Here is a 21,294-nt window from a genome sequence, read left to right as displayed (position 1 = left end):
GGAAGGTAGCAATGTATTTATCAATAAAAGGATTATCGAAATCCTTCGGTGAATTGAAGGTATTGAAAGATATAGATGTTCACGTGGAAAAGGGGAAGGTTTTGACGATCATGGGGCCGTCAGGATCCGGGAAAACGACGCTGCTTCGCTGCTTGAACGCCCTTGAGGAACCAAGCGGTGGTACGTTCACCTTTGAGGATGGGTTTGGACTCGATTTTGACAAGAAGGTAAGTAAGCAGGATTGGTTGCGGCTTAGACGAAAATCAGGCATGGTTTTTCAATCCTACAACTTATTTCCTCATAAAACAGCTCTGGAAAATGTGACGGAGGGGCCGATCATTGTCCAAAAGCGTGACAAAAATGAGGTCCGTGAAATGGCGGAACAGCTGCTTTCCAAGGTTGGTTTGCGGGAGAAAATGCACTTATATCCGCATCAGCTTTCCGGTGGGCAGCAACAGCGGGTGGGAATAGCACGTGCGCTTGCCATCGAGCCGGAGCTCATGCTGTTCGATGAACCTACTTCCGCTCTAGACCCGGAATTAATCGGGGAAGTACTCGGAGTGATCAAGGAGCTGGCCAATGAAGGCTGGACCATGGTGATCGTTACTCATGAGGTGCAGTTCGCTGAACAGGTTTCCGATGAAGTAATTTTCATGGATGGCGGATATATCATTGAACAGGGACCGCCAGAAAAGGTATTAAAAGCACCTAAAGAAAAAAGAACACAGCAATTCTTGCAGAGGATCCTCAACCCGTAAAAAGCAGCATCCAGTCCTTCCTATCGACTGGATGCTGCTTTTTTCCAATCGAAAGGGAGGACTTCGGCTTGACTGATAGTTAGTAAAAAGACAAAATAAAAGAGAGATGAACATAGGAAAAGAATGATGGAGCCAGGGAAGTGATGGTATTGAACGAAAAGAAGAAAAAGATAATCGAAGCTTCCATTGCGCTTTTTGCTGAAAAGGGGTTCTATGCTACTTCGATTCAGGAAATTGTCGATAAGAGCAATTTGTCTAAAGGATCCTTTTATCTCCATTTCCGTTCCAAAGACGAATTAATGTTTCGTATCTTCGAATATTATTATGATTTGATGAACAGAAAAATGGAAGAAGTACAACAGGAGAATTTGTCGGCGAGAGAAAGCTTTATTAAACAGATTCATGTCCAGTTGGAAGAGGTGTTAAAACATAAAGACTTTATCATTACTCAGTTTCGAGAACAGACGATTTCTCTCAATGAGGAATTATTCGAATTTATTAAACAAAAAGATATGGAAATAAAACGTTGGTATGAGGAAAATTTATTCAACATATATGGAGATAAAGTAGAAGGATATGTTACCGACTTAGGTATCATGGCGGAGGGGATGCTGTCGAATTATATGCAATTGAGCATCAAGTATAATGTTGAACTTGATCTTCATAAAATGGCTGTATTTCTTGTCCGACGTATGGATGATATGGTTGAAGGCATGGCAGGCAGCGGTGAAGAACCCGTGATAACCAAACAGCTGCTCGAATCAGCGGATCAGGTCGATCTCGCTCCAAACTTGGTTAGGCAGGAAGTAGAAAAAATGCTGACTGAAATGCTCGATGTGGTTCAACAACTGGATATCCCTCCGGCCAAGACGGATGAATTACAGGGAGCGATCGATTATTTATTTGCTGAGATTAACAAGCCAGATCCTAAAAAGTTTTTGATCCAAGGCTTGCTGGCTAATTTCAAAGGAATCAGCGAATTAGATAAGCTGCGGCAGCGTGTGGCTGAACGCCTGAAAATCAGGCTTTTATAACGATGTAAAAAATACTGTGCAAGTGCTTGTCACCTTGCACAGTATTTTTCTGTAATGTTTGTCTTTAATAGTTTGTTTTAAGAAGTTTTCTTCCAGTATACTGCTTTGTGGGAGGTTGGGGACGGCGGAAACTGTTCTCCTTCCTCCACACTGATTTCTGTATCATCTTGTTGGGAAGCGTCTTCTTCGTGGACAAATCCGTCTACCTTATACTTGCCTGATTCTGGTACGTTCTCTCCGGTTTTCAAACGGTTTTCAGCCATATTTAACACCTCCGGTAAATTTTTGAACTTTTCTATCACACTTATCTATTTCACCATTCACGAGGTGGTAAACTTTTTCTGATAGATGTTATCCAATTGTAATGAAAGATTATAGGATTGTCTTACAATCCAAACCATTTCTTAAACCGAGCTTTTACTCCTTGAGGCGTGTCTTTCTGTTGAGAAGCAGATTGTTGTTCCTTTTCTTCCACAAAAATCGATTCACGGTCCACTGCTGAATTACTTGTTAAGACAGCCCCGATATCGGTGTCTGCCTCGTTATTAGTGACCGAAGTATAGGCGATGTTATGTTGCTTGGCCAGCTTCTTATAAGCCTTGAAAAAACGGGAATTGATCTTACCGTTCAGCAATAACTTTGCGTTCGGATGTGCTTTCATCTCTGCCTCTAATTCCGCGAATCCTTGCTGCTGCATTACCTGGGATTTTTTCAAAGCAAGCAGAATCCTCTCCCTTAAAGTGCCTAAGTATTTTTTTCGCTCAGCGGGTTTTGTCTGCTTTGCCCCATATAGGCCCTCTTCTAAATAGTCTTCCATATTTCGTTTGCTCATCTTGATGCTCCTTTTCAACAATCGTTCTTGCCATTGTCGGTTGCCTGTCTATTATAAATTGGACGTAATGGTTTAGAAAGGATGGGGGTAAATTAACGGATCCTCTCTTTCTCTTCATAGGCTGTCCCAAACAAGCATATAGATATCCCAAAAAGGGAGGAGGGAAACAATCGGCAATACTTAATGAGTTTCGCCAATTTATCTTGCGGGGAAATGCGGCCGATATGGGGATTGGGATGGTTCTGGGCGCTGCTTTCAGCAGTATTGTTGATTCGCTTGTAACGGACGTGCTCCTGCCCCCGGTCGGATTGCTGCTTTCCCAAATGAATTTTTCCAACATGTATGTGGTATTAGGGAGCGGTCGATTTGAAACACTGGCAGAAGCCCAGGCTGCAGGTGCTGTGACGATTAATTATGGCTTGTTTCTTACAGCACTTATACGGTTCCTGATTATTTTTTTTGCCCTGTTTCTAATCATCAGGCAAATGAATCGATGGAAAAAACCTGATCAGCATCCCGGCGTTGCCATGCAGAAGAAAGAATGTCCCTATTGTCGCATGTCCATCCCGGTCCATGCAGTCCGGTGTGCCCACTGCGGCTCTACCTTAATGGAGGACAGTAAAAATGGAGAAGATAGCAGGAGGATGTTGGTTAACGTAAAAAAACGAGTGCCATGAGACAGCACTCGTTTTTCCTTACTCTCTCGATTGGTGATTGCGCTGCCGCTGATTCGCCTGCTTCATCCGTTCCATTGCTTCTTTATCTTCCGAATCAGCCAATTCATAGGAAAACTCTACTTCTTCTGTTTTTTCAATGTTTTTCAAGGCTTTCTCGGCTTGTTTGTTGTCGTCCATTTCTTTCATCCTTTCCACACAGGTCTGAGGAATAAGATCAGCTGCTTATTCCTTTTTAATATGGAATAGACGACTGATAACTATGCATAAGAACAAGAGACCGGAAGTTTTCCGGTCTCTTGTTTATCTCCATTACTCAAAATCATCCGGGTTTTTCTCCGGTTTCTTATTGGTGTTTCCTTCTACTTCGCGTTGCGGGTCTGGATCCTTATTTGGATCCTTCCGCTTCTTTTCCTGTTCCGGGGAATTGTTTTCATGATTATCAAAGAGTTCTTCTTTTTTGTTTTCAGCCATTTAGAACACCTCGCTTATCCATTGCTCGATTTTTTGATTTCACCTAAGGCATTTTCGGCAGATTGTTCTTGATTGGAGACTGCTAAATCACCTAGAGAAACAACGCCTTTTATTGCTCTGTCTTCTGCAACAATCAATCGCTTGATCTGGTGATCCTGCATCAAGCGGGTAGCTTCTTCCACTTGCATATCAGGCAGTACGGTAATGACTTTTTCGGTCATGATTTGTTCTGCTGAGACGCCATTTGATTTAAAGTCTTTCGCCAGTCCTCTTCGAACAATATCACGGTCGGTTACCACACCGACAAGCTTATCTTCATCGACGACCGGAAGGAAGCCGACATCATGAGCATCCATTTCCTGTGCTAATGTTTCTAAGCTGTCACCGGGCTTAGCTGCAGCTACATTCTCTGTCATCACTTGTTGAACAGCTGTCATAAGCTAATCCTCCTTTTGGGTTTAAGAACTGACTTATATTTATTAAGTATCCTTTATTCAGCCTCGTAAAACGTATTCCTGGAATTCAGGCAATGCTGCATATCTTTTCCTTTGAAAGGGTAGAGCATTAGAAGAATAGAATTCGAGGAGGGATAAGGTGGCTTCATTGAAAGCACTGATGTTGAACTGCTCATTGAAAAATTCAGACGAAACTTCGAACACAGATGCGTTATTGAATCAATTTGTAAAAGTATTTGATGGCGAACAAGTAGAATCTGAACTGGTTCGGGTAGTCGATTACGATATTGCATACGGAATAGCAGAGGATATGGGGGATGGAGATGAATGGCCGCAGTTATTTGAGAAAATCAAAGAAGCAGACATCTTGTTGATGGGAACACCGGTATGGCTTGGCGAGAAAAGCAGTGTATCCAAAAAAGTGCTGGAACGCTTTAATGGATCCTCTACGGTGAAAAATGAAAAAGGACAACCTGTATTTTATAACAAGGTGGCAGGAGCAGTGGTTACAGGGAATGAAGACGGGGCTAAAAATGCAGCGGGAGACCTGATTTTCGGATTATCTCAAATCGGTTATGCGATCCCGCCAAATCCTATCGCCTATTGGGTAGGAGAAGCCGGTCCGGGACCATCCTTCATAGAAGCTGAAGGGTACAACAATGAATTTACCAAATCAAATGTTCAGATGGCTGCCCATAACCTTGTCCACCTGGCCCGTATCTTTCAACAACAACCCATTCCACCCGAAGGGAACGCTTCTTGATAATGGAAAACAGCAGGCCTTTTAGCGGCCTGCTGTTTTTTGTGAATGATTAATCCTCATCTACAGGGTAAACTCCATTTTCATCATGGACTTCTTTTCCGGAAAGCGGCGGATTGAACACACATACCATTCGCATATCTGTCCGGGCGCGAAGCAGATGTTCATCGTGTTCATCAAGTGCATATAGTTCATCTTTCTTAATTGGCCATACTTTATTATCCTTCAGGGTAACGACTTCGCCTTCTCCTTCAATGCAGTAAACAGCTTCTAAATGGTTTTTGTACCAAATGTGTGTTTCTGTACCAGCCTTGATTATCGTATCGTTGACAGAGTATCCCATGCCATCGTCCTTTTTGATCAGGCGTCTGCTGACCCAATTGCCTCCGTCTACGTCATGTTCCGTTCCTATTACATCTTTTAAAGCGACAACCTTCATTTTTACTTTCCTCCCAGATTTTAATTGTTCGATTCATAGATCCCTTTTGTGGCGTTTAGCGGTTAGTTGGCAACTGGTTCTTTTACCAGGTTTTTAATGCTTTCTTCAATGATGGCAAAACCTTTTTCCAAGTTTTCTTCTTTAATTGTCAGCGGTGGGAAGAGCTTGAAAACTTCATCCTTTGGACCGGAAGTTTCCATGATCAAGCCGTTTTCAAAAGCTTTTGCCGCAACTTTATTTGCGAGTCCATCCACTTCTGACGCAATGCCTATCATCAGTCCTCTTCCGCGTACTTCTCCTTTTAATTCCGGGTATTTCTCAACCATGTTATCCAGGAAGTTCCGCACCATTTTGGCCTTCACCTGGACGTTCTTTTCAAAGTCTGCATCTTCCCAGTACTCCAATGCAGCTGTTGCGGTGACAAAAGCATGGTTGTTTCCGCGAAAAGTTCCGTTATGCTCCCCCGGCTCCCAAATATCCAAATCAGGGCGGATAAGGGTGACGGCAAACGGAAGTCCGTAGCCGCTTAGCGACTTAGAAAGACAAACGATATCCGGTTTGATGCCTGCTGGTTCAAAACTGAAGAACGTTCCGGTTCTGCCTACCCCTGCTTGCACATCGTCAATAATCAGCAGGATGTCCCAGCGCTTACAAATATCTTCCACACGTTTTAACCATTCAAAACGGGCCGTGTTGATTCCGCCCTCGCCTTGAACTGTTTCCAAAATCATCGCTGCTGGAATGGCAACACCACTGCCAGCTTCCTCCAGGAATCGCTCAAGATAATCCAAGTCATCGTTTACAAAATTATCATATGGCATGGTAACCACATTTTGCAGTGGTACCCCTGCACCTTTCCGTTTAAAGGAATTTCCTGTAACGGACAGCGATCCTATCGTCATTCCGTGAAAGCCATTTGTAAAGCTGATTACATCCGTACGGCCGGTAACTTTTCTTGCCAGCTTCAGCGCACTTTCGACTGTGTTCGTTCCTGTTGGTCCGGGGAACATTACTTTGTAGTCCAGGTTACGCGGTTTCAAGATGACATCGTGAAACTTAGTAAGAAATGAGGCTTTGGCTGAAGAAGCTTTATCTAAGGAATGGGTGATACCATCTTCCATAATATAATCAATCAACTTTGCTTTCATTTTGTTGTCATTATGGCCGTAATTGAGGGCGCCGGCTCCTGAGAAAAAGTCTAAGTATTCGTTTCCGTCTTCATCCCAGATTTTTTCACCCTTTGCCTTATTAAAAACAGCTGGGAAGCTTCGCACATAGCTTCTTACCTCTGATTCCAGTTTGTCGAAAATTGATAAATCCGTTTGGCTCATTTACATTTCCTCCTTGGTTTTAGTAAATTCGTCACGAGTGTTCCGGGCACTAGCTGTCTTTACTTATTGATTGGTCCGATTCGGAAGTTTAACTCTTCTTCATGATCGTCTTCAGGAAACAGCTCTTCTGGAAACAACTCCTCCACTTGGCAGTCTGTATCGTACTTCCTGGCCAGGCCGCGGAATAAGGATTGAGACGCCTCATTGGAAGGGGTTACAGTTGCCTCGATAAAGTGTACATCCCGGCAGGCATCACGGCTGATTAATTCTTGGAGCAGTCGAGAAGCGACTCCCTTTCCTCTTTGATCAGAAGAAACACCGATCTGCCATACGAACACGACGTCTTGACGCTCTGGAGGAATAAATGCAGTAACGAAGCCAACTAATTTATCATTCTCTTTGGCAACTACGCAAGTCTCAGCAAAAAACTCACTCATCATTATATATTTATATACAGAGTTTTGATCGAGCGTCGAATTGTTTACCAATTCCCACATTGCTGCGCCATCTTCAACAGCTGGTTTGCTGAAAGTCAGTTTGCCAGCTGCTTCTACGGTCGCAGTTACGCTTGAACTGTTAATAGTTTGTGCCTCCTTTTGCGTTATTTTCAGTTTTTTCAAAACACATTAACAATAATAGGAGAGTTGGTAATTTTACTCAAATCACAATAAACTTGATTAGCAGGGATTATCAATGCTTAAACATGTTGAGGAGCAAACAGCTAGTCAAAAACAAAAGAATGCTCTGGCATTGTTAATTTTTCTAACAATTTTAATTTATCAGGACAATTTGGGAACACAGGAGATAATATGCCGCGTGGAAAGCAGACAAGCATGGTAAAACGGACTGTTTAAAGGTTTAGGGGTACTGGAAGGGGGAAAACAATTATATATAATCGTTAAAAGGAGTGGTGAAAGTGCCTTGGACGATGAATGATTATCCTGCTTCGTTAAAGAATTTCGAACCGGTTATCAGAAAAAAAGCCATTGATATAGCCAATGCCATGCTTGATGAAGGATATGAGGAAGGAAGAGCGATTCCGATTGCTACAGATCAGGCAAAGGAATGGTTCGATAATGCTTCCAAAAAAGAAATAGAGGAGTACATGGACGAAGGTGATCCTCGAACTCGTTCCAAAAAAGACGAGCAGTATGATAAACGTCCTGAATTAATGGATGAAGGGGAACATGTCGTACCGCATGAAAATGGCTGGGCTGTACAAGCCAAAGACGCCAAAAAACCTTCAAAGGTTTTCGAAAAGAAATCGGATGCCGTCGAACGGGCGAAAGAAATTGCTGAAAACAAGGGAACGGAAGCAGTCATTCATAAGCAAAACGGAGATGTCGAAAAGAGGCACTCATTCTCTTAAAAGAGTTGTAACCTGAAGTTCCAAATAAATGGAAAAGTGAACTACTGCTGAACGAATTCAAATAACAATCTGTTCCTAATAAGGAGCCCCCCTCGAGGTCTTAAGTCTAACCTCTTTGTGGCAAAAAAGCCGCCACAGCGAGGTTAGACTTAAGCTTGTCGGGGGTGAGCAAGGCGCTTGCGCTTTTCATTGTCTAGCTTCAGCGCCTACCCCCTCGAGGTCTTAAGGCTAACCTCTTTGTGGCAAAAAAGCCGCCACAGCGGGGTTAGACTTAAGCTTGTCGGGGGTGAGCAAGGCGCTTGCGCTTTTCTTATTTCGATACGAAGGGGTTGTCTTTAATCCAGAAACGCCATGGATAAAATCTTGCTTCTCCTGCGTTGTCGATGCCGATTCTCGGTCCTGTTTCCGTGATGAATGGGACATTTTCCGGACCGGAGGCAATCCAAAGGGGAGGCTGGGTAAGAAGATGACCGTAATCCTCCATGGTAATCCCTAACGCTTTGCAGAGCTTTCCTGGCCCATTGGTCAGCTCACGTTCCTTTTTTATTTTCGGGCGACGGGAGCGAATCAAGGGTAAGCCGGAGTATGGTTCGACAGCACGAATCAGGATTGCTTCCGGAACATCGTTTCCGCCACTGACAACATTAACAAGGCAATGCGTATGCATCACATAGGTGTAGGCATAGCCGGAGTCGCCAAACATGACTTCGGTACGTTTTGTCCGCCGGTTTTTGAAGCTATGGGCGGCCTGATCAACCGGCCCTTTATAAGCTTCCGTTTCTACGATGATACCGGACGCGCTGCCTTCCGGTGTTTCTTTGATGAGCAAACATCCTAATAGGGCAGGGGCAAGTTGCAGGGTTGGCTGGTCATAAAATTCTAGTGGCAAGGGAGCAAAGGTATCCTGTTCCGATTTCATTCACTAAAACTCCTAACTAGTAGTTGGCTTACAAATTTCTTTAATTGCATGATACACAGTATGGTTGCAATGAGCAATAACAGTGCCTTAATGGGAGTTTGTACAGTGTGCAAAAAAAAGCCACCCAAAAGATGGGCGGCAAGTTATTTGGAATGGATTAGATGTTAATTGTTGCTTATGCTTTCACAGGTACTGACAAACCAAGACCTTCAGCTACACGAGTTCCATACTCAGGGTCAGCTTTGAAAAAGTGCTCGATTTGACGTAATTTGATTTCGTCTTTTTCGACAGGCTTCATGCCTTCTACGATATTTTCAACAAGACGAGTACGCTCTTCTTCGCTCATCAAGCGGTATAGGTCACCGGCTTGAGTATAGTGATCGTTATGATCATAAGCTACACTGTCAGCCATTCCGGTTACTTCATAAGCTGCCGGCTTGGTTTCAGAAGCTTCTTGCGGTCCGCCAAAGCTGTTTGGCTCATAGTTAAGGGAACCGCCGCCATTTCCGTCAAAACGCATTTGACCGTCGCGCTGATAGTTGTTTACTTCAACATGAGCACGGTTGATCGGCAATGCCTGGTGGTTGGCACCGACGCGATAACGATGTGCGTCCGCATAGGCAAATAGACGACCTTGCAACATTTTGTCAGGAGATGGTTCAATGCCAGGTACAAGTGTTCCTGGAGAGAACGTAGCCTGTTCTACTTCAGCGAAGTAGTTTTCTGGATTTTTGTTCAATACCATTTTTCCTAGCTCGATCAATGGATAGTCCTTATGGGACCATACTTTGGTGACATCGAAAGGATCGAAACGGTAAGTATTGGCATCCTCGATCGGCATGATTTGGACATATACTGTCCACTCAGGGAAGTCGCCGGAATCGATAGCGTTATATAGATCTTCTGTATGGTAATCCGGATTTTCGCCAGCAATTTTTGTTGCCAATGCTGGATCAAGGTTTTTAATGCCTTGATTTGTTTTGAAGTGGTATTTCACCCAAACAGATTCGCCGTCCGCATTGGTCCATTTGAATGTATGGCTTCCAAATCCGTCCATATGGCGATAAGTTGCAGGAATACCACGATCGGAATGCAGAATAGTCACCTGATGAAGTGATTCAGGTGATAGAGACCAGAAATCCCATACAGCATTCGGATCTTTTAAGTGTGTTGCCGGATTGCGTTTTTGTGTGTGAATGAAGTCCGGAAACTTAATTGCATCACGGATGAAAAAGACAGGGGTGTTGTTACCCACTAAGTCATAGTTTCCTTCTTCTGTATAAAACTTCACCGCAAATCCTCGTGGGTCACGGACTGTGTCGGCTGAACCCAATTCACCGGCAACAGTAGAAAAACGGATGAACATTGGAGTTTTTTTACCGACTTCTTGTAGGAAAGCAGCTTTTGTATATTTAGATAAGTCGTTTGTAACTTCAAAGTAGCCATGAGCTCCGGCACCTTTTGCGTGAACGACGCGTTCTGGTACTCTTTCTCGGTTGAAATGAGCCAGCTTTTCAAGCAGGTGTACGTCTTGAATCAACGTCGGACCACGGTGGCCGGCAGTCATGGAATTTTGGTTATCACCGACTGGGGCACCGGCAGCATTTGTTAAGTATCTTTTTTCATTTGCCATCTATTTAACACCTCTCCTTAACTTAGTACATGTTCAATTATAATATAAATTTACTAAAAATCAATGTTTAATTATAATGATTTTAAACAAAACGATGTTTCTATTTAGTGGATCGTATGATTTACAAGCGTTCCTTATGTCTGAAATAAGGCGGATTATCGATTAAAGGAACATGAATGATAAATAAGATTGTCTGGCGAGTAGGTTCAAAAAAAAAAGACTGTCTAATGACAGTCTTAAAGGAAGATCAAGGAACTCCGGGGGATGAAACATTTATTATTTTTGGGGGGTAACAAAAGCCATCACGTAAGATAGGAGTACCTTTATCTTCTGCAAAAGTAAGCATAGGAAAGTGTATTACATAAGTTATTATAAATGATAATGAGAATCATTTGCAATAGCGAAGAGAGAATTTCTCTTCCTTGGTACAGAAATAGGCTTTTCGTACCAAAAAAAGCAGAGGCCGTTGTTTGAATGACCTCTGCTTTTTATTTTCCTTACTGCTGGAAAATCATGGTGGAAGAGCCTGATTTGACAGCAAATATCCGGGCTAGGAAACTAGCTTATTTAAAAAACGTTCGAATGGATTGGAAGATTTCAATTCCCTGATAGGTGAAAAGGCAAATAGCTGAGAGTGAAAAAGCTCCAATCAACAAAAAGCGCACCAATGCGAACATCGCTGTTCAACCTCCTTTATTTAAACGGTTCTAAGGTCGAAGCGGTGTTGGCCGAAATAGGACGATTGATAAAAGACAGTAACATAATGCGGATACCATTGCCTGATGGCTGTGTGTTTTCTGCTAAATTGATTAGATGTTCGGATTGCTGCCGCTATAAAAGCCAAAATGGACAGCGCAAAAAGTTTAGAATCCTTGGAGTTTTTTTCGTTGTCTGGTGTCATGTGGACATCTAGCAACAAAATAGTGCTTTCATCGATAAGCCCTTTGGAGGGGTGGATATTGCTTTGAGGGGAAAGGGAGATGGACAAGGTAGATAAAAAGATGACAAAACCGAGTATGAAATGTGCTCTTTTCATCATTTTCCCTCACCTCCTTCACTGTCGTATGTAACAACAAATGATAATACAAGGAATCCCAATTGTAAACAAAAACCATTCGCTAAAAAAGACAGTAGTTTGCGACTGTAGCTCGAAGGGTATCTTAGAAAATCAGTTCATGTTGAAAAGGGGCAGTTTGTTTTGCTATCTATGATTATCTTCTTTGTGACAGCTGCAATATCTGTTTTCTCAGCTATCAAACTATCAACCTACGCTGACATAATAAGTAAGCAAACGAAACTTGGCGGCATGCTTGCGGGTACATTGCTACTGGCAGTGGCCACGTCTCTTCCTGAATTGACGGCCACCGTTTCGGCAGCTGCCATCGGAAACGCTGATATAGCGATCGGTAACGGATTAGGGAGCATTATCTTCAATTTTCTGGTTTTGTTTGTACTCGACCTTTATTTTCGCAAACATAAATTATTTTTACGTGTCTCGAACAATCACTTTCATACAGGGCTGCTTTCCTTGATATTAGGCGGGATTGCGGGTTTGGCGATTTACTTCCGGCCTGATCCTTCCTACATGGGAATAGGACTAACCAGTTTGATCATTGCCTCTGTTTACTTGATTGGCATCGGTCTTATTTCAATGAAACAGCGAAACGATAAAAAGAAACAAGCCGATACGCCAGAATCGGAAGAATCGATGGCCATGCGAAAAGTAGTAGCTTTGTTTATTGCTTACGCTGGCATTATATTTTTCTCAGGCAGTGGATTAAGTATCTCTGGTGATTGGATGGCAAGTACAACCGGGATTTCGGAAACGGCTGTAGGAACTTTACTCATTGCGATGACAACTTCGCTTCCTGACGCTGTCGGCGTCTATGTGGCATTAAAGAAAGCAAATATCAATCTGGCAATAGGAGCGATATTGGGTAGTAATTTATTTAATGTGTTTGTGGTTACGGTATCTGACGCTTTTTACCGATCAGGCAGTCTTTGGTCGGCAGGTGATGTGGTGAACATGTGGACAGCGGCGGTTGGCAGTGCGCTTACGTTTGTCGTTTTGCTGCTGTTGAAGCGCAAGAGAACAAGAAACACATTCACCTATTCGCTTCCTTCCCTGTTCGCTGTTGCCTGTTATATCCTTTTTATCGGTTTTATTCTATATTACTAATAGAATACAATGAAAGGAAGCGACAGGATGATTGTCTTTTTGGACCCCGGCAATAAGGAAACGGCTGAAGAGCTGTTACAAGTACAAATACCAGCTTACAGGAAGGAAGCTGAACGGATAAAGTTTGACGGGATTCCTTATTTGCATGATACAGTGAAATCGATTCAAAGCAGTAAGGAGTCATTTATTGGATTTAAGGAGGAGCAAACACTGGTTGGCGTTCTTGCGTATGAACAGACAGATGAGGACTATGTTATCTCCAGATTATTCGTAGATCCGGAGCATTTTCGAAAGGGGATCGCCAAAGCACTTCTCGGTTTTTTTATGAAAGAAATAGTCCGGAACTCAAAGCCGGTGACGGTTACCAGCGGTACAGAAAATGCACCGGCAATTAATTTTTACGAAAAATCGGGATTTTTCAAAATGAAAGAAGTGATCGTCCAGGAAGGTGTCTCACTCACCATGTTGAAAATGTCCCCGTAAAGGGACAACAGCCTGTTTTTCACTTAAACAGTATATTTGTTTCTGATCATTGAATAGGATAGAGGAGAACATTGATCAGAGGTGAAGCGGATGATTTCATGGTTTACCCTGGGTCTGCTTGGACTGGCCGCATTCCGATTGACAAGATTGCTTGTATACGATGAGATAACGAGTTTTATACGTGCTCCTTTCCATGAAGAAAAAGAAGAAACGTTGGCTGATGGTACAACCGAGGTGGTTATCTATATAAAAGGAAAAGGCGTGCGCAGGTTTATTGGCGAACTATTAAGCTGCCAGTGGTGTACTGGCATCTGGTCGGCAGCCTGTTTGTATGCAGGATATGTATTTTGGCCATTTTACTTCCTGCCGATTATCATCATTTTGTCCGTGGCTGCCATCTCTTCGATATTGGAAGTGATCGTCAGCTTTTTTCTGAGCCAAACTGACCGATGATGCGAATGGAGAAAGGAACCCTAGCCATTAAACCGGCTAGGGTTCCTTTAGTATGTTCTTATTTATTATTTTCTAAACTCCGGGTTCTTTTTCCGCAGCCGCACCCTTTTTTGCTTCCAGCTGCACGGATTCTTTTTGATCTTAATTTTCTTCTGTTCCTTGTATTTCTTTCCGTTTCCTGGGTCATTAGTGACCACTCCTTCTTAATGGTAATCTTGAAAAATGCAATTCCAAACCTTTTTTCCAATGGTGGTTCATGCAAATTTATGAAGATGCTGAGAGGAGGCTTAGCTATGTCGGTTTTAGCTTCAACTGTTCCGATTAAATAAATAATTCTTCACTACTTTATATGCCGCTTTTCAGTTTTAGGAAGGGCGCAAAAAAACATCTCGAAAATATTGAAGGGAAAGCCCTGGTTAGCGATAAACCTTTTTCGTTCCAAAATTTTTACAACCGCAGCCTCCGCTTTTTTTGGCAACGTAATTTCCGGTTGCCGGTTGATTCACCGGAACAGCTTTGACCTTTTTTTTCGTATTGGCATATGCGATCTTCATGTTCATCACTCCTTGACTGGTAATATTCAGGTGTTTTACACAATGACAATTGGCCGGTGATAATAATGTCCGTGGGCAATCGTATATCCCTTCCAGGTAGTCGACTTTGCTTGCAGAGAGACGATCAGCATACAGATGTGTGGTTCAGGATGATGTAAAATGTCTTCCTTTGAAGGAACCGGTGGTGCAGTAGGGTGGGAATGGTAGATGGCCAAGACCTGTTCTTGCTTTGACTGAATATCCTTCATCGTTTTATCCACGGTGTCCTTACTTACAAAGTACCTGTAGCGATGTTTGATTTCACTTTCCAGTTTCCAAATGGAGGATACGCGGTTCGTTGTTCCACTCAGCAGTCCGCATGTTTCATAAGGCAGGCATTCACGGGTATGCTGGATCATTTTTTCCTTTAATCTTGCTGGCAGATAGATAGTTCCTATCCTGCTAGTATTCCAATTCATCTGCCATACTCCTTTTTTTGCTGAAATAGACCCTATATCTTTTATATATGAAGCTTCATGACGTTTTGAACGGGCTGAAGTTTGCCTTTCTTAAATTCTCTTCAAAATCCGCATTCTTGTTAATATTCTATTGATTACCCGCATAGGATGAAAAAGACAGGCAAAAATCACATCCGCTTGGGGGTGGAGTCCAATCGCTGGATATGAAGAATTAAAGGAGAAGCTGACAGCATGGAATCAAGAGACGGCTGCGTATTTAACGCAAATCAGCCAGCTAATAGAAGAACACCACCATAAACCGGTATTGCCGCAGCTCACCAGCTATTTCACTTCATCCATGCATGCAGCCCATCACAAGAAAAAGGAAAACATCCTTTTCGGTGATTTTCATATAAAAAATACGGGGACCCAGCCGGTTCGTGAGCTTAGTATGTGTCTCCGGATACGGACTACTGTTCCTTATGATTTTTCGGGCAAGTACCACCTTCCCAATTCCAATGTCTCTACGCGTCCCCTGTTGAGTGAGTGGGAACGAGTGGAACAGGAAAGCGAGGAAGACTTTTGGTTTAAAAGAATGGGAGATAGCGAGCTGCTTCCTGGAGAAACCGTATCCTTCTCCAATTTTCAATTGAAATGGAAGGCTGACGACAATTACACCACGGTAATAGAAGGATTTGTTTATTGCGACCTGGTGAAGAAAGGAACGACAGCCTTAAATCAAATAAATATTAGCGGCGAAATTTAATCAAGGAGAGGATATTGGCTTGGCAAACAAAGAAATATGACCGGTCTTGGCCGGAACAATCAGCCGGTATGTTGCGGAAAATGAAACAGAATTGTCGGACACAGAAATCATTGACTTGTCCATTCTGCAGCTTCTTATCGAAATGAAGAGCGGGAGGGACCTGTGGACAAGCGAAAAAAAGACGTCCGGTCCTCAATCGCTGCCTGCCGAAATGGTAAAGGAAGTAGAAAATGCGATCGAAGCAAATCGAAGCCAGTTTATTCGATTGATAGATTCCTTGCAATAGGGGGGGACTCACAACATATATTGCCGGTATGTTTTAACAGCGAAACAACATCCTGTTTTTGATATAATAAATGAGATTGATAATCTTTTTTAAATGAATGTAATAGGATGAGAGATAATGCCGAAACGTAAATTATTTCGAAAAAGTTCGCTGGCATACCGGTTTACACGGAGCTGCTTGAAGACGCTTGCTGTGGTTGCCGGAATGTTTATTTGTTTTGCTGGATTGTTTTTGCTTTATGAAAACCATCAAGACCGTCAGGACACGACTGAATCGGATAAGCAGTTGTCAGAGGAAGTCATTGAATATAAGCCGCTTGTACAAAAGTATCTGAAACAGTATGAATTGGAAGAATATACGGGAGTAATTTTAGCGTTGATGATGCAGGAGTCAGGAGGCAGAGGAACAGATCCAATGCAGGCTTCGGAAAGCTATTGTGGAGAAAGAGGTTGTATCGAAGATCCCGAAACCTCGATAAAACAGGGTGTTGCGTATTTTGCGGCTACTCTGGATGAAGCCGATGGTGACGTAAAACTAGCTCTGCAATCATATAATTTCGGCAGAGGATTTATCGGTTATGTGAAAGATCGCGGTGGAGAATATTCGGAAGACCTGGCAGTTAACTACTCAAAAAAGATGTACGAAAAATTGAAATCGACCATTGAGTTCCGTTGTATTCGAGAGGAATCCGAGGAGCTGAATGCGTGCTACGGCGATATTTACTATGTAAATGCTGTACTCGTTTATTACGAGGATGCCAAAGACAAAACAGATACCGACGATGTGAGACTGACAGCGTTGAATAAATAAGCTACCCAAACCGGGTGGCTTTACTTTTTTGAATAAAGGGAGTATGGTAGGGGTTATTGATTTATTTACCTAGGTAAATAAAAGGGGTGACATGTTGGAGGCGAACGGCAAACCTATTCACTTGTTAAAACAAAAGGTGCGTTATTTGAATAAACAGATGGATGAAAGATTGAGAGAATACGGACTCTACCATTCCCAATGGTCGATTCTTTTCTGTCTTTATCATAATGGTCCTATGACGTTGACGGCGATTTGGCAATACTTGCATGTGGAAGCACCGACAGTAACCAGGACGATTAAACGGCTGGAAAGCAAAGGCTGGGTGTATCGAAAACAGGGTGACGATAAAAGGGAGAAAATAATCGGAATTGCCGATAGCGTATATGAAAGGGTGGTGGAAGTTGCGGCAATAGTAGAAGCTTTTGAAGAGGAAATGTTGATCGGATTGTCAAAAGAACAGCAGCATGAGCTAATACAGCTACTGATGGTGGTTGGAAACAAGGAGTGAACGATGAAATGACAAATAAAGGACAACCGATTTGGACCAGGAGTTTTATTAGTGTGTCTTTGACCCACTTTATGGTATTTGTCGCGTTTTATACATTATTGACGACATTGCCGATGTATGTAATGGAGGAACTTGGCGGTAATGAAGCAGAAGGGGGATTGTTGGTGACGATTATGTTGGTTTCGGCCATCATCGTCCGCCCGTTCTCCGGCAAATTATTGGAAGCGGCAGGTAAAAAACGAATACTGGTTGTCAGTGTCCTGTTGTTTGCAGTGACTACCTGCTTGTATATGTGGATGGACCAGTTTACTGGCTTACTAGTACTCCGCTTTTTTCATGGGCTTTCATTTGGTGTTGCAACGACGGCAACCGGTGCGATAGCAGCTGATGTCATCCCCCCTGCCCGGAGAGGAGAAGGGCTCGGGTATTTCGCTATGTCGATGAACATTGCGATAGTAGTTGGGCCTTTTATTGGATTGACTATGCTTCACTATACTTCCTTTCAAAATTTGTTTCTCACATTGAGTCTGATTATGGCAGCCGGTACGGTAATCGCTTTTATGGTACACGTGCCTAAGGAGCTGAACAAGATAAAGCCTGCTGGGAAGCAGAAATGGAGTGTACATGATTTATTCGAGGTGAAGGCATTGCCGGTAGCCTTGATCAGCTGTCTCGTGGCTTTCGCTTACTCCAGTATTATTTCGTTTATATCTGTCTACTCCAACTCTCTGGGACTGTCTGCTGTTTCCAGTTACTTTTTCGTTGTTTTTGCCCTGGTCATGATTCTCTCGAGGCCTTATTTGGGAAGAGCGTTTGACATGAAAGGCCCGGGATATGTCATTTTGCCATGCTTGTTGATGTTTGGGATCGGACTGGCAGTATTGAGTATGACGCAGTCAGCGTGGATGCTGCTAGTATCAGCTGCTTTGATCGGTTTGGGGTATGGATCTCTGCTGCCGAGCTTCCAGACGATGGCAGTCCAAACTGCACCTGCTCACCGCAGCGGCCATGCAACAGCAACATTCTTCACTTTGTATGATTCCGGGATTGCCCTTGGTTCCTATGTTCTGGGTCTGCTTGCAGCTTATATGGATTTTCCAACCATTTATCTGCTCTGTGCGATTGTTCCCGTAGCAGTAATCGGCCTGTTTCTCCTCTATCAACAAAAAGCAAGGCAGCGAAATAAACAGGCAGCTCTTCAACAAGTAGAATAGCTGGACCTGGCCTGGTGGTATGATAGGATGGAAACGAATATATCTTTCAGGAAGATAGAGGGGTGTGCGGAATGTCCAAAAAAATCTATTTCAATCACGATGCTGGGATCGACGACCTCGTGTCCTTATATTTATTGTTGAAAATGGAAGAGGTCGAATTGCTCGGTGTTTCCGTGATACCGGCCGACGGCTATTTGGAAGCAGGGGTGAGTGCCAGCCGAAAAATAATCGACCGGTTTGGTAAAGGTGGCTTTATTCAGGTTGCCAAATCTAATTCGCGCGGCGTTAATCCTTTTCCGAAGGAATGGCGGATGCATACCTTCCATGTCGACGCACTGCCGATTTTAAATGAAGGAAGTGTAATGAAGGCACCTGTCAGCTACTTACCGTCTCATGAGCATATGATCGAGAAGGTTCGCTCCAATCCGGAAAAAACGACGCTGTTGTTCACAGGTCCACTTACTGATTTGGCAAGAGCTCTTGATGAAGCGCCGGATATTGAAAACAAAATTGAAAAGCTGGTATGGATGGGTGGAACTTTTCAATCCAAAGGCAATGTAGAAGATCCTGAACATGACGGCACAGCGGAATGGAATGCTTTCTGGGATCCGGATGCAGTGGCCAGAGTTTGGGAAAGTAGTTTGACCATCGACATGGTCGCGCTGGAAAGTACGAAGCAGGTGCCATTAACCCCTCAGGTAAGAAAGGATTGGGCGGCACTTCGTAGCCATGAAGGGATGGATTTTCTCGGCCAGGCATATGCGGCTGTTCCAGCGCTGGTCTATGATGAAACAAATTCGACCTATTACTTATGGGATGTTTTGACTACTGCTTGTATCGGAAATCCCGATTTGGTCAAAGCAAAGACCGTATACAGTAAAGTCCACACCGAGTTTCCGAAGCAAGGCAGAATATCAATGGTTGAAAGTGGTCGTCCCGTCCAATTGGTTTACGATGTGGCCGCTGAGCAATTTTTTGCTTATATTGCCGAGTTAGCGAAAAAGTGAGGTCGAAAAAGAGTTCTTGTCTTGTTAACGGAATAACCTATAAATAACGTACTAGTCCAGATTTTTCAAAGTCTGGACTGTTTTTTCTTTGCAAATCTTGGATGGTAATTGAAAAGGGGGATTTGTTTAGTTAAGGATGTGGAGTTTGGGAGAGTTATTTTAAGTAATTGGCAGGGCTGTAAAATAAAAGAAACCTTTTTTAGTTGCTTACCGTAATTTTAGTATTGGAAATAAATTCAAAACTAGGGGTGTAATGATGGATTACGGTTTATTACTTATTGGTATAGCGCTTTTACTGGTATCCTATTTAGTAGCGGTGAAAAAACAAACAGGCTTATTAGCTGGGTTCAATGAAAAAGCGATAAAAAATAAAGAGTTATTAGGGAAAGTGGTGGGAGGATTTTTTTCCTTCCGTTAGGCTTGTTAGTAGTGATAAGTAGCATTATTGAGTATCCCTATGAAAATACCGTTCTTGTAATTGCGATGTTAATTTTATTGGCAAATGTGTATTTGTATATCAATCGAAAATTACTTGACTAACTCCTGATGTGCAGCCGTAGTAGCATAAAGCGTATTTTATATAGTTTTTTTACTCTTACTGATGGTGCAGTCAATCATCTACTGCGGTTTGGTAGGATCACCCAACGTTTATATACCATCTTCTTCACAGTAATAGATCTAGGGATGTCTTTTTTACTGTGAATATCAGCGCCTTACACTTCCGGCGGAAATTTTAACGGATTCCCCGACAATGTTTTGGGCTGCATCCGTCAGCAAATAGCAAATCGTGTTGGCAACCTCTTCCGGTTTCGTAATACTGCCGGAGGGAAGTCCTTCTTCCACGATTTTCAGCTGTTCTTCAAACGAGCGATTTTGTTTTTCCCCTTTATTCTTGATCGCGTTCCGTCCCATACTTGTATCCACGTAGCCAGGGCAGACTGCGTTCACTCTTACTCCGTGTTCAATTGCCTCTAGAGAAAAAGAATGGGTGAACCCAATCAGGGCAAACTTGGAGGCCGAATAAGCGGTGTTTCCATGAGTACCTCTTAGACCTGACAAAGATGATACATTGACAATCGCCCCTTTGCCCTTAGCTTTCATTTGTTTGTAAACCTGCTGAGAAAGCAGGACGGGCACCGTATAATTGAGGTGCATGATTTTTTCTATTTCGTCTTGCTCAAGCTCTTCTACGAGTCCGCCACCACCAATACCGGCACTGTTTACAAGCAATGTGACATTCCCGATTGCTTGTTGTGCGGATGTTACAAGGCTGGTACGCTCGTGGTCATCGCTGATATCGGCCCGGTGTGCTAGTACCTTTGTGTTTGGATAGTTATCGATGATTGTTTGTTTTAACTTATCGAGCTTTTCTTCATTCCGACCAGTTATCGTCAGGTTGGCGCCCATTTCAGCAACAGCCAAAGCCGTCTCATAACCGATTCCTCCCGTAGCACCGGTTATTAAAGCATGCTCTCCTTGCAATGCATTCGAAGCAAAAACACTCATCTGTAAACCACCCTTTCGTAAATCACTAATACCAATCATTACCCCGCCCGGATTGTAACTAATCATGAGAAGAAGTCCTTATCAGGGCTTTTCGGGGTCGCTTTTCGGTTTTCGGGGTCAGTCCCCATACACAGAAAATCACTCAGTTTCCCCTCCAGCGGGGACAGTCCCCAAATGGCTATAAATTAAAGCGATGTTCTCTGTAATTATTGATACGGCGGGGTTGAAGGCTAATGGGGGTCAGTCCCCCGAAGGCTCGGATTTATCAAAACAACCTTAGGAGGGTCAGTCCCCTCACACCTTTCAATACTCGATTTTGCTCCTTTTGGGGACTGACCCCCGCATTGACTTGGATGGGTTCTTGTTTGGTGGTTAAGTTTAGATCTGCTGCTGGGTGGCAATTAGTAGTATAA

General features: G+C 43.1%; 29 protein-coding genes. 15 read left to right on the top strand and 14 right to left on the bottom strand.

The genetic code is table 11. The features are described from left to right. Positions 1–11 precede the first annotated feature (11 nt). Both BN1067_RS03605 and BN1067_RS03600 read left to right on the top strand, forming a co-directional pair. Positions 12–758 carry an amino acid ABC transporter ATP-binding protein gene (locus tag BN1067_RS03605; RefSeq protein ID WP_053217534.1) on the top strand — a complete coding sequence of 249 codons (747 nt, stop codon included), beginning with the start codon at positions 12–14 and terminating at the stop codon, positions 756–758. Positions 759–901: 143 nt separating this feature from the next. After that, positions 902–1,792, top strand: coding sequence for a TetR/AcrR family transcriptional regulator (locus BN1067_RS03600; RefSeq protein WP_053217533.1), 891 nt, complete (start codon positions 902–904; stop codon positions 1,790–1,792). 77 nt (positions 1,793–1,869) lie between these two features. On the opposite strand, the gene BN1067_RS03595 is transcribed toward BN1067_RS03600, so the two are convergent. Next, a complete protein-coding gene (locus BN1067_RS03595; RefSeq protein ID WP_053217532.1) occupies positions 1,870–2,055 on the bottom strand; it encodes a YjzC family protein in 186 nt (61 codons plus the stop codon). 122 nt (positions 2,056–2,177) lie between these two features. Continuing rightward, entirely contained in the window at positions 2,178–2,624 is a 447-nt protein-coding gene (locus BN1067_RS03590; RefSeq protein ID WP_053217531.1) for a YueI family protein, read from the bottom strand. A 116-nt stretch (positions 2,625–2,740) separates the two neighbouring features. On the opposite strand from BN1067_RS03590, the gene mscL reads away from it, so the two are divergent. After that, positions 2,741–3,301 (top strand): large conductance mechanosensitive channel protein MscL, encoded by a 561-nt coding sequence (gene mscL, locus BN1067_RS03585; RefSeq protein ID WP_324777809.1) that lies wholly within the window; start codon positions 2,741–2,743, stop codon positions 3,299–3,301. A gap of 18 nt (positions 3,302–3,319) precedes the next feature. Here mscL and BN1067_RS03580 read toward each other — a convergent pair whose 3' ends face one another. From BN1067_RS03580 to BN1067_RS03575, 3 genes are all read right to left on the bottom strand, one after another. After that, positions 3,320–3,478 (bottom strand): YfhD family protein, encoded by a 159-nt coding sequence (locus tag BN1067_RS03580; RefSeq protein ID WP_110943286.1) that lies wholly within the window; start codon positions 3,476–3,478, stop codon positions 3,320–3,322. Positions 3,479–3,610: 132 nt separating this feature from the next. Then, positions 3,611–3,772, bottom strand: a complete 162-nt coding sequence (locus BN1067_RS19755; RefSeq protein WP_199868458.1) for a hypothetical protein — start codon at positions 3,770–3,772, stop codon at positions 3,611–3,613. 14 nt (positions 3,773–3,786) lie between these two features. Beyond that, the gene (locus BN1067_RS03575) at positions 3,787–4,209 is read right to left on the bottom strand and encodes a CBS domain-containing protein (protein WP_053217529.1); all 423 of its coding nucleotides are present in this window, start codon (positions 4,207–4,209) and stop codon (positions 3,787–3,789) included. A gap of 157 nt (positions 4,210–4,366) precedes the next feature. On the opposite strand from BN1067_RS03575, the gene BN1067_RS03570 reads away from it, so the two are divergent. After that, on the top strand, positions 4,367–4,990 hold the full coding sequence (locus BN1067_RS03570) for a flavodoxin family protein (RefSeq protein WP_324777795.1): 624 nt from the start codon (positions 4,367–4,369) through the stop codon (positions 4,988–4,990). Positions 4,991–5,039: 49 nt separating this feature from the next. On the opposite strand, the gene BN1067_RS03565 is transcribed toward BN1067_RS03570, so the two are convergent. The 3 genes from BN1067_RS03565 to ectA all read right to left on the bottom strand — a co-directional run bounded on the left by BN1067_RS03565 (position 5,040) and on the right by ectA (position 7,338). Then, positions 5,040–5,426, bottom strand: a complete 387-nt coding sequence (locus tag BN1067_RS03565; RefSeq protein ID WP_053217528.1) for an ectoine synthase — start codon at positions 5,424–5,426, stop codon at positions 5,040–5,042. 62 nt (positions 5,427–5,488) lie between these two features. Continuing rightward, the gene (ectB, locus tag BN1067_RS03560; protein WP_053217527.1) at positions 5,489–6,757 is read right to left on the bottom strand and encodes a diaminobutyrate--2-oxoglutarate transaminase; all 1,269 of its coding nucleotides are present in this window, start codon (positions 6,755–6,757) and stop codon (positions 5,489–5,491) included. 59 nt (positions 6,758–6,816) lie between these two features. After that, the gene (ectA, locus tag BN1067_RS03555) at positions 6,817–7,338 is read right to left on the bottom strand and encodes a diaminobutyrate acetyltransferase (RefSeq protein ID WP_053217666.1); all 522 of its coding nucleotides are present in this window, start codon (positions 7,336–7,338) and stop codon (positions 6,817–6,819) included. Positions 7,339–7,673: 335 nt separating this feature from the next. Here ectA and BN1067_RS03550 point away from each other — a divergent pair, with 335 nt between their 5' ends. Further along, complete coding sequence (locus BN1067_RS03550) at positions 7,674–8,126, top strand: DUF2188 domain-containing protein (RefSeq protein ID WP_053217526.1); 453 nt, start codon at positions 7,674–7,676, stop codon at positions 8,124–8,126. Between the two features lie 310 nt (positions 8,127–8,436). On the opposite strand, the gene BN1067_RS03545 is transcribed toward BN1067_RS03550, so the two are convergent. From BN1067_RS03545 to BN1067_RS03535, 3 genes are all read right to left on the bottom strand, one after another. Further along, positions 8,437–9,045 carry a DNA-3-methyladenine glycosylase gene (locus BN1067_RS03545; protein WP_053217525.1) on the bottom strand — a complete coding sequence of 203 codons (609 nt, stop codon included), beginning with the start codon at positions 9,043–9,045 and terminating at the stop codon, positions 8,437–8,439. A 175-nt stretch (positions 9,046–9,220) separates the two neighbouring features. After that, positions 9,221–10,678, bottom strand: coding sequence for a catalase KatA (katA, locus tag BN1067_RS03540; protein WP_053217524.1), 1,458 nt, complete (start codon positions 10,676–10,678; stop codon positions 9,221–9,223). Positions 10,679–11,375: 697 nt separating this feature from the next. Further along, positions 11,376–11,717 (bottom strand): hypothetical protein, encoded by a 342-nt coding sequence (locus BN1067_RS03535; protein ID WP_053217523.1) that lies wholly within the window; start codon positions 11,715–11,717, stop codon positions 11,376–11,378. 168 nt (positions 11,718–11,885) lie between these two features. Between BN1067_RS03535 and BN1067_RS03530 the strand changes: the two genes are divergently transcribed. The 3 genes from BN1067_RS03530 to BN1067_RS03520 all read left to right on the top strand — a co-directional run bounded on the left by BN1067_RS03530 (position 11,886) and on the right by BN1067_RS03520 (position 13,793). Continuing rightward, positions 11,886–12,857: a sodium:calcium antiporter gene (locus BN1067_RS03530; RefSeq protein ID WP_234400622.1), complete on the top strand. Its 972-nt coding sequence runs from the start codon at positions 11,886–11,888 to the stop codon at positions 12,855–12,857. A gap of 27 nt (positions 12,858–12,884) precedes the next feature. Continuing rightward, positions 12,885–13,340 (top strand): GNAT family N-acetyltransferase, encoded by a 456-nt coding sequence (locus BN1067_RS03525; RefSeq protein WP_053217521.1) that lies wholly within the window; start codon positions 12,885–12,887, stop codon positions 13,338–13,340. 90 nt (positions 13,341–13,430) lie between these two features. Beyond that, positions 13,431–13,793 carry a DUF1360 domain-containing protein gene (locus BN1067_RS03520; protein WP_053217665.1) on the top strand — a complete coding sequence of 121 codons (363 nt, stop codon included), beginning with the start codon at positions 13,431–13,433 and terminating at the stop codon, positions 13,791–13,793. 416 nt (positions 13,794–14,209) lie between these two features. On the opposite strand, the gene BN1067_RS19750 is transcribed toward BN1067_RS03520, so the two are convergent. Next, positions 14,210–14,347: a hypothetical protein gene (locus BN1067_RS19750; protein ID WP_199868457.1), complete on the bottom strand. Its 138-nt coding sequence runs from the start codon at positions 14,345–14,347 to the stop codon at positions 14,210–14,212. 35 nt (positions 14,348–14,382) lie between these two features. Next, positions 14,383–14,805 (bottom strand): Mov34/MPN/PAD-1 family protein, encoded by a 423-nt coding sequence (locus BN1067_RS03515; protein WP_053217519.1) that lies wholly within the window; start codon positions 14,803–14,805, stop codon positions 14,383–14,385. Between the two features lie 535 nt (positions 14,806–15,340). Here BN1067_RS03515 and BN1067_RS03510 point away from each other — a divergent pair. The 7 genes from BN1067_RS03510 (at position 15,341) to BN1067_RS20085 (ending at position 19,793) form a co-directional block, all read left to right on the top strand. Continuing rightward, positions 15,341–15,550 (top strand): hypothetical protein, encoded by a 210-nt coding sequence (locus tag BN1067_RS03510; protein ID WP_053217518.1) that lies wholly within the window; start codon positions 15,341–15,343, stop codon positions 15,548–15,550. A 46-nt stretch (positions 15,551–15,596) separates the two neighbouring features. Continuing rightward, a complete protein-coding gene (locus BN1067_RS03505) occupies positions 15,597–15,836 on the top strand; it encodes a hypothetical protein (RefSeq protein WP_053217517.1) in 240 nt (79 codons plus the stop codon). Positions 15,837–15,953: 117 nt separating this feature from the next. Next, complete coding sequence (locus tag BN1067_RS03500) at positions 15,954–16,646, top strand: lysozyme family protein (protein ID WP_053217516.1); 693 nt, start codon at positions 15,954–15,956, stop codon at positions 16,644–16,646. A 91-nt stretch (positions 16,647–16,737) separates the two neighbouring features. Next, entirely contained in the window at positions 16,738–17,154 is a 417-nt protein-coding gene (locus BN1067_RS03495; protein ID WP_053217515.1) for a MarR family winged helix-turn-helix transcriptional regulator, read from the top strand. An 8-nt stretch (positions 17,155–17,162) separates the two neighbouring features. Beyond that, the gene (locus BN1067_RS03490) at positions 17,163–18,368 is read left to right on the top strand and encodes an MFS transporter (RefSeq protein ID WP_053217514.1); all 1,206 of its coding nucleotides are present in this window, start codon (positions 17,163–17,165) and stop codon (positions 18,366–18,368) included. Positions 18,369–18,439: 71 nt separating this feature from the next. Then, positions 18,440–19,375 (top strand): nucleoside hydrolase, encoded by a 936-nt coding sequence (locus BN1067_RS03485; RefSeq protein ID WP_053217513.1) that lies wholly within the window; start codon positions 18,440–18,442, stop codon positions 19,373–19,375. Positions 19,376–19,631: 256 nt separating this feature from the next. Beyond that, positions 19,632–19,793 carry a hypothetical protein gene (locus BN1067_RS20085; protein WP_234400610.1) on the top strand — a complete coding sequence of 54 codons (162 nt, stop codon included), beginning with the start codon at positions 19,632–19,634 and terminating at the stop codon, positions 19,791–19,793. A gap of 287 nt (positions 19,794–20,080) precedes the next feature. On the opposite strand, the gene BN1067_RS03475 is transcribed toward BN1067_RS20085, so the two are convergent. Continuing rightward, a complete protein-coding gene (locus tag BN1067_RS03475) occupies positions 20,081–20,947 on the bottom strand; it encodes an SDR family NAD(P)-dependent oxidoreductase (RefSeq protein ID WP_324777794.1) in 867 nt (288 codons plus the stop codon). Positions 20,948–21,294: the final 347 nt, after the last annotated feature.

The organism is Virgibacillus senegalensis, from assembly GCF_000821245.2.
Classification (GTDB): Bacteria; Bacillota; Bacilli; order Bacillales; family Amphibacillaceae; genus Sediminibacillus; species Sediminibacillus senegalensis.
The sequence above is the reverse complement of the archived record's forward strand: the minus strand, read 5'-3'. Positions and strand labels throughout refer to the sequence as shown.

What these genes read in the sequence shown, in the direction of transcription:
- BN1067_RS03595 (WP_053217532.1), bottom strand. Translation starts at nt 2,055, where the DNA reads ATGGCTGAAAACCGTTTGAAAACCGGAGAGAACGTACCAGAATCAGGC.
- BN1067_RS03580 (WP_110943286.1), bottom strand. Translation starts at nt 3,478, where the DNA reads ATGGACGACAACAAACAAGCCGAGAAAGCCTTGAAAAACATTGAAAAA.
- BN1067_RS03520 (WP_053217665.1), top strand. Translation starts at nt 13,431, where the DNA reads ATGATTTCATGGTTTACCCTGGGTCTGCTTGGACTGGCCGCATTCCGA.
- BN1067_RS03530 (WP_234400622.1), top strand. Translation starts at nt 11,886, where the DNA reads ATGATTATCTTCTTTGTGACAGCTGCAATATCTGTTTTCTCAGCTATC.
- BN1067_RS03485 (WP_053217513.1), top strand. Translation starts at nt 18,440, where the DNA reads ATGTCCAAAAAAATCTATTTCAATCACGATGCTGGGATCGACGACCTC.
- BN1067_RS03525 (WP_053217521.1), top strand. Translation starts at nt 12,885, where the DNA reads ATGATTGTCTTTTTGGACCCCGGCAATAAGGAAACGGCTGAAGAGCTG.
- BN1067_RS03590 (WP_053217531.1), bottom strand. Translation starts at nt 2,624, where the DNA reads ATGAGCAAACGAAATATGGAAGACTATTTAGAAGAGGGCCTATATGGG.
- katA (WP_053217524.1), bottom strand. Translation starts at nt 10,678, where the DNA reads ATGGCAAATGAAAAAAGATACTTAACAAATGCTGCCGGTGCCCCAGTC.
- BN1067_RS19750 (WP_199868457.1), bottom strand. Translation starts at nt 14,347, where the DNA reads ATGAAGATCGCATATGCCAATACGAAAAAAAAGGTCAAAGCTGTTCCG.
- BN1067_RS03535 (WP_053217523.1), bottom strand. Translation starts at nt 11,717, where the DNA reads ATGATGAAAAGAGCACATTTCATACTCGGTTTTGTCATCTTTTTATCT.
- ectB (WP_053217527.1), bottom strand. Translation starts at nt 6,757, where the DNA reads ATGAGCCAAACGGATTTATCAATTTTCGACAAACTGGAATCAGAGGTA.
- BN1067_RS20085 (WP_234400610.1), top strand. Translation starts at nt 19,632, where the DNA reads ATGGATTACGGTTTATTACTTATTGGTATAGCGCTTTTACTGGTATCC.
- BN1067_RS03500 (WP_053217516.1), top strand. Translation starts at nt 15,954, where the DNA reads ATGCCGAAACGTAAATTATTTCGAAAAAGTTCGCTGGCATACCGGTTT.
- BN1067_RS19755 (WP_199868458.1), bottom strand. Translation starts at nt 3,772, where the DNA reads ATGGCTGAAAACAAAAAAGAAGAACTCTTTGATAATCATGAAAACAAT.
- BN1067_RS03515 (WP_053217519.1), bottom strand. Translation starts at nt 14,805, where the DNA reads ATGAATTGGAATACTAGCAGGATAGGAACTATCTATCTGCCAGCAAGA.
- BN1067_RS03605 (WP_053217534.1), top strand. Translation starts at nt 12, where the DNA reads ATGTATTTATCAATAAAAGGATTATCGAAATCCTTCGGTGAATTGAAG.
- BN1067_RS03545 (WP_053217525.1), bottom strand. Translation starts at nt 9,045, where the DNA reads ATGAAATCGGAACAGGATACCTTTGCTCCCTTGCCACTAGAATTTTAT.
- BN1067_RS03475 (WP_324777794.1), bottom strand. Translation starts at nt 20,947, where the DNA reads ATGATTAGTTACAATCCGGGCGGGGTAATGATTGGTATTAGTGATTTA.
- BN1067_RS03565 (WP_053217528.1), bottom strand. Translation starts at nt 5,426, where the DNA reads ATGAAGGTTGTCGCTTTAAAAGATGTAATAGGAACGGAACATGACGTA.
- BN1067_RS03490 (WP_053217514.1), top strand. Translation starts at nt 17,163, where the DNA reads ATGACAAATAAAGGACAACCGATTTGGACCAGGAGTTTTATTAGTGTG.
- BN1067_RS03575 (WP_053217529.1), bottom strand. Translation starts at nt 4,209, where the DNA reads ATGACAGCTGTTCAACAAGTGATGACAGAGAATGTAGCTGCAGCTAAG.
- BN1067_RS03600 (WP_053217533.1), top strand. Translation starts at nt 902, where the DNA reads ATGGTATTGAACGAAAAGAAGAAAAAGATAATCGAAGCTTCCATTGCG.
- BN1067_RS03495 (WP_053217515.1), top strand. Translation starts at nt 16,738, where the DNA reads ATGTTGGAGGCGAACGGCAAACCTATTCACTTGTTAAAACAAAAGGTG.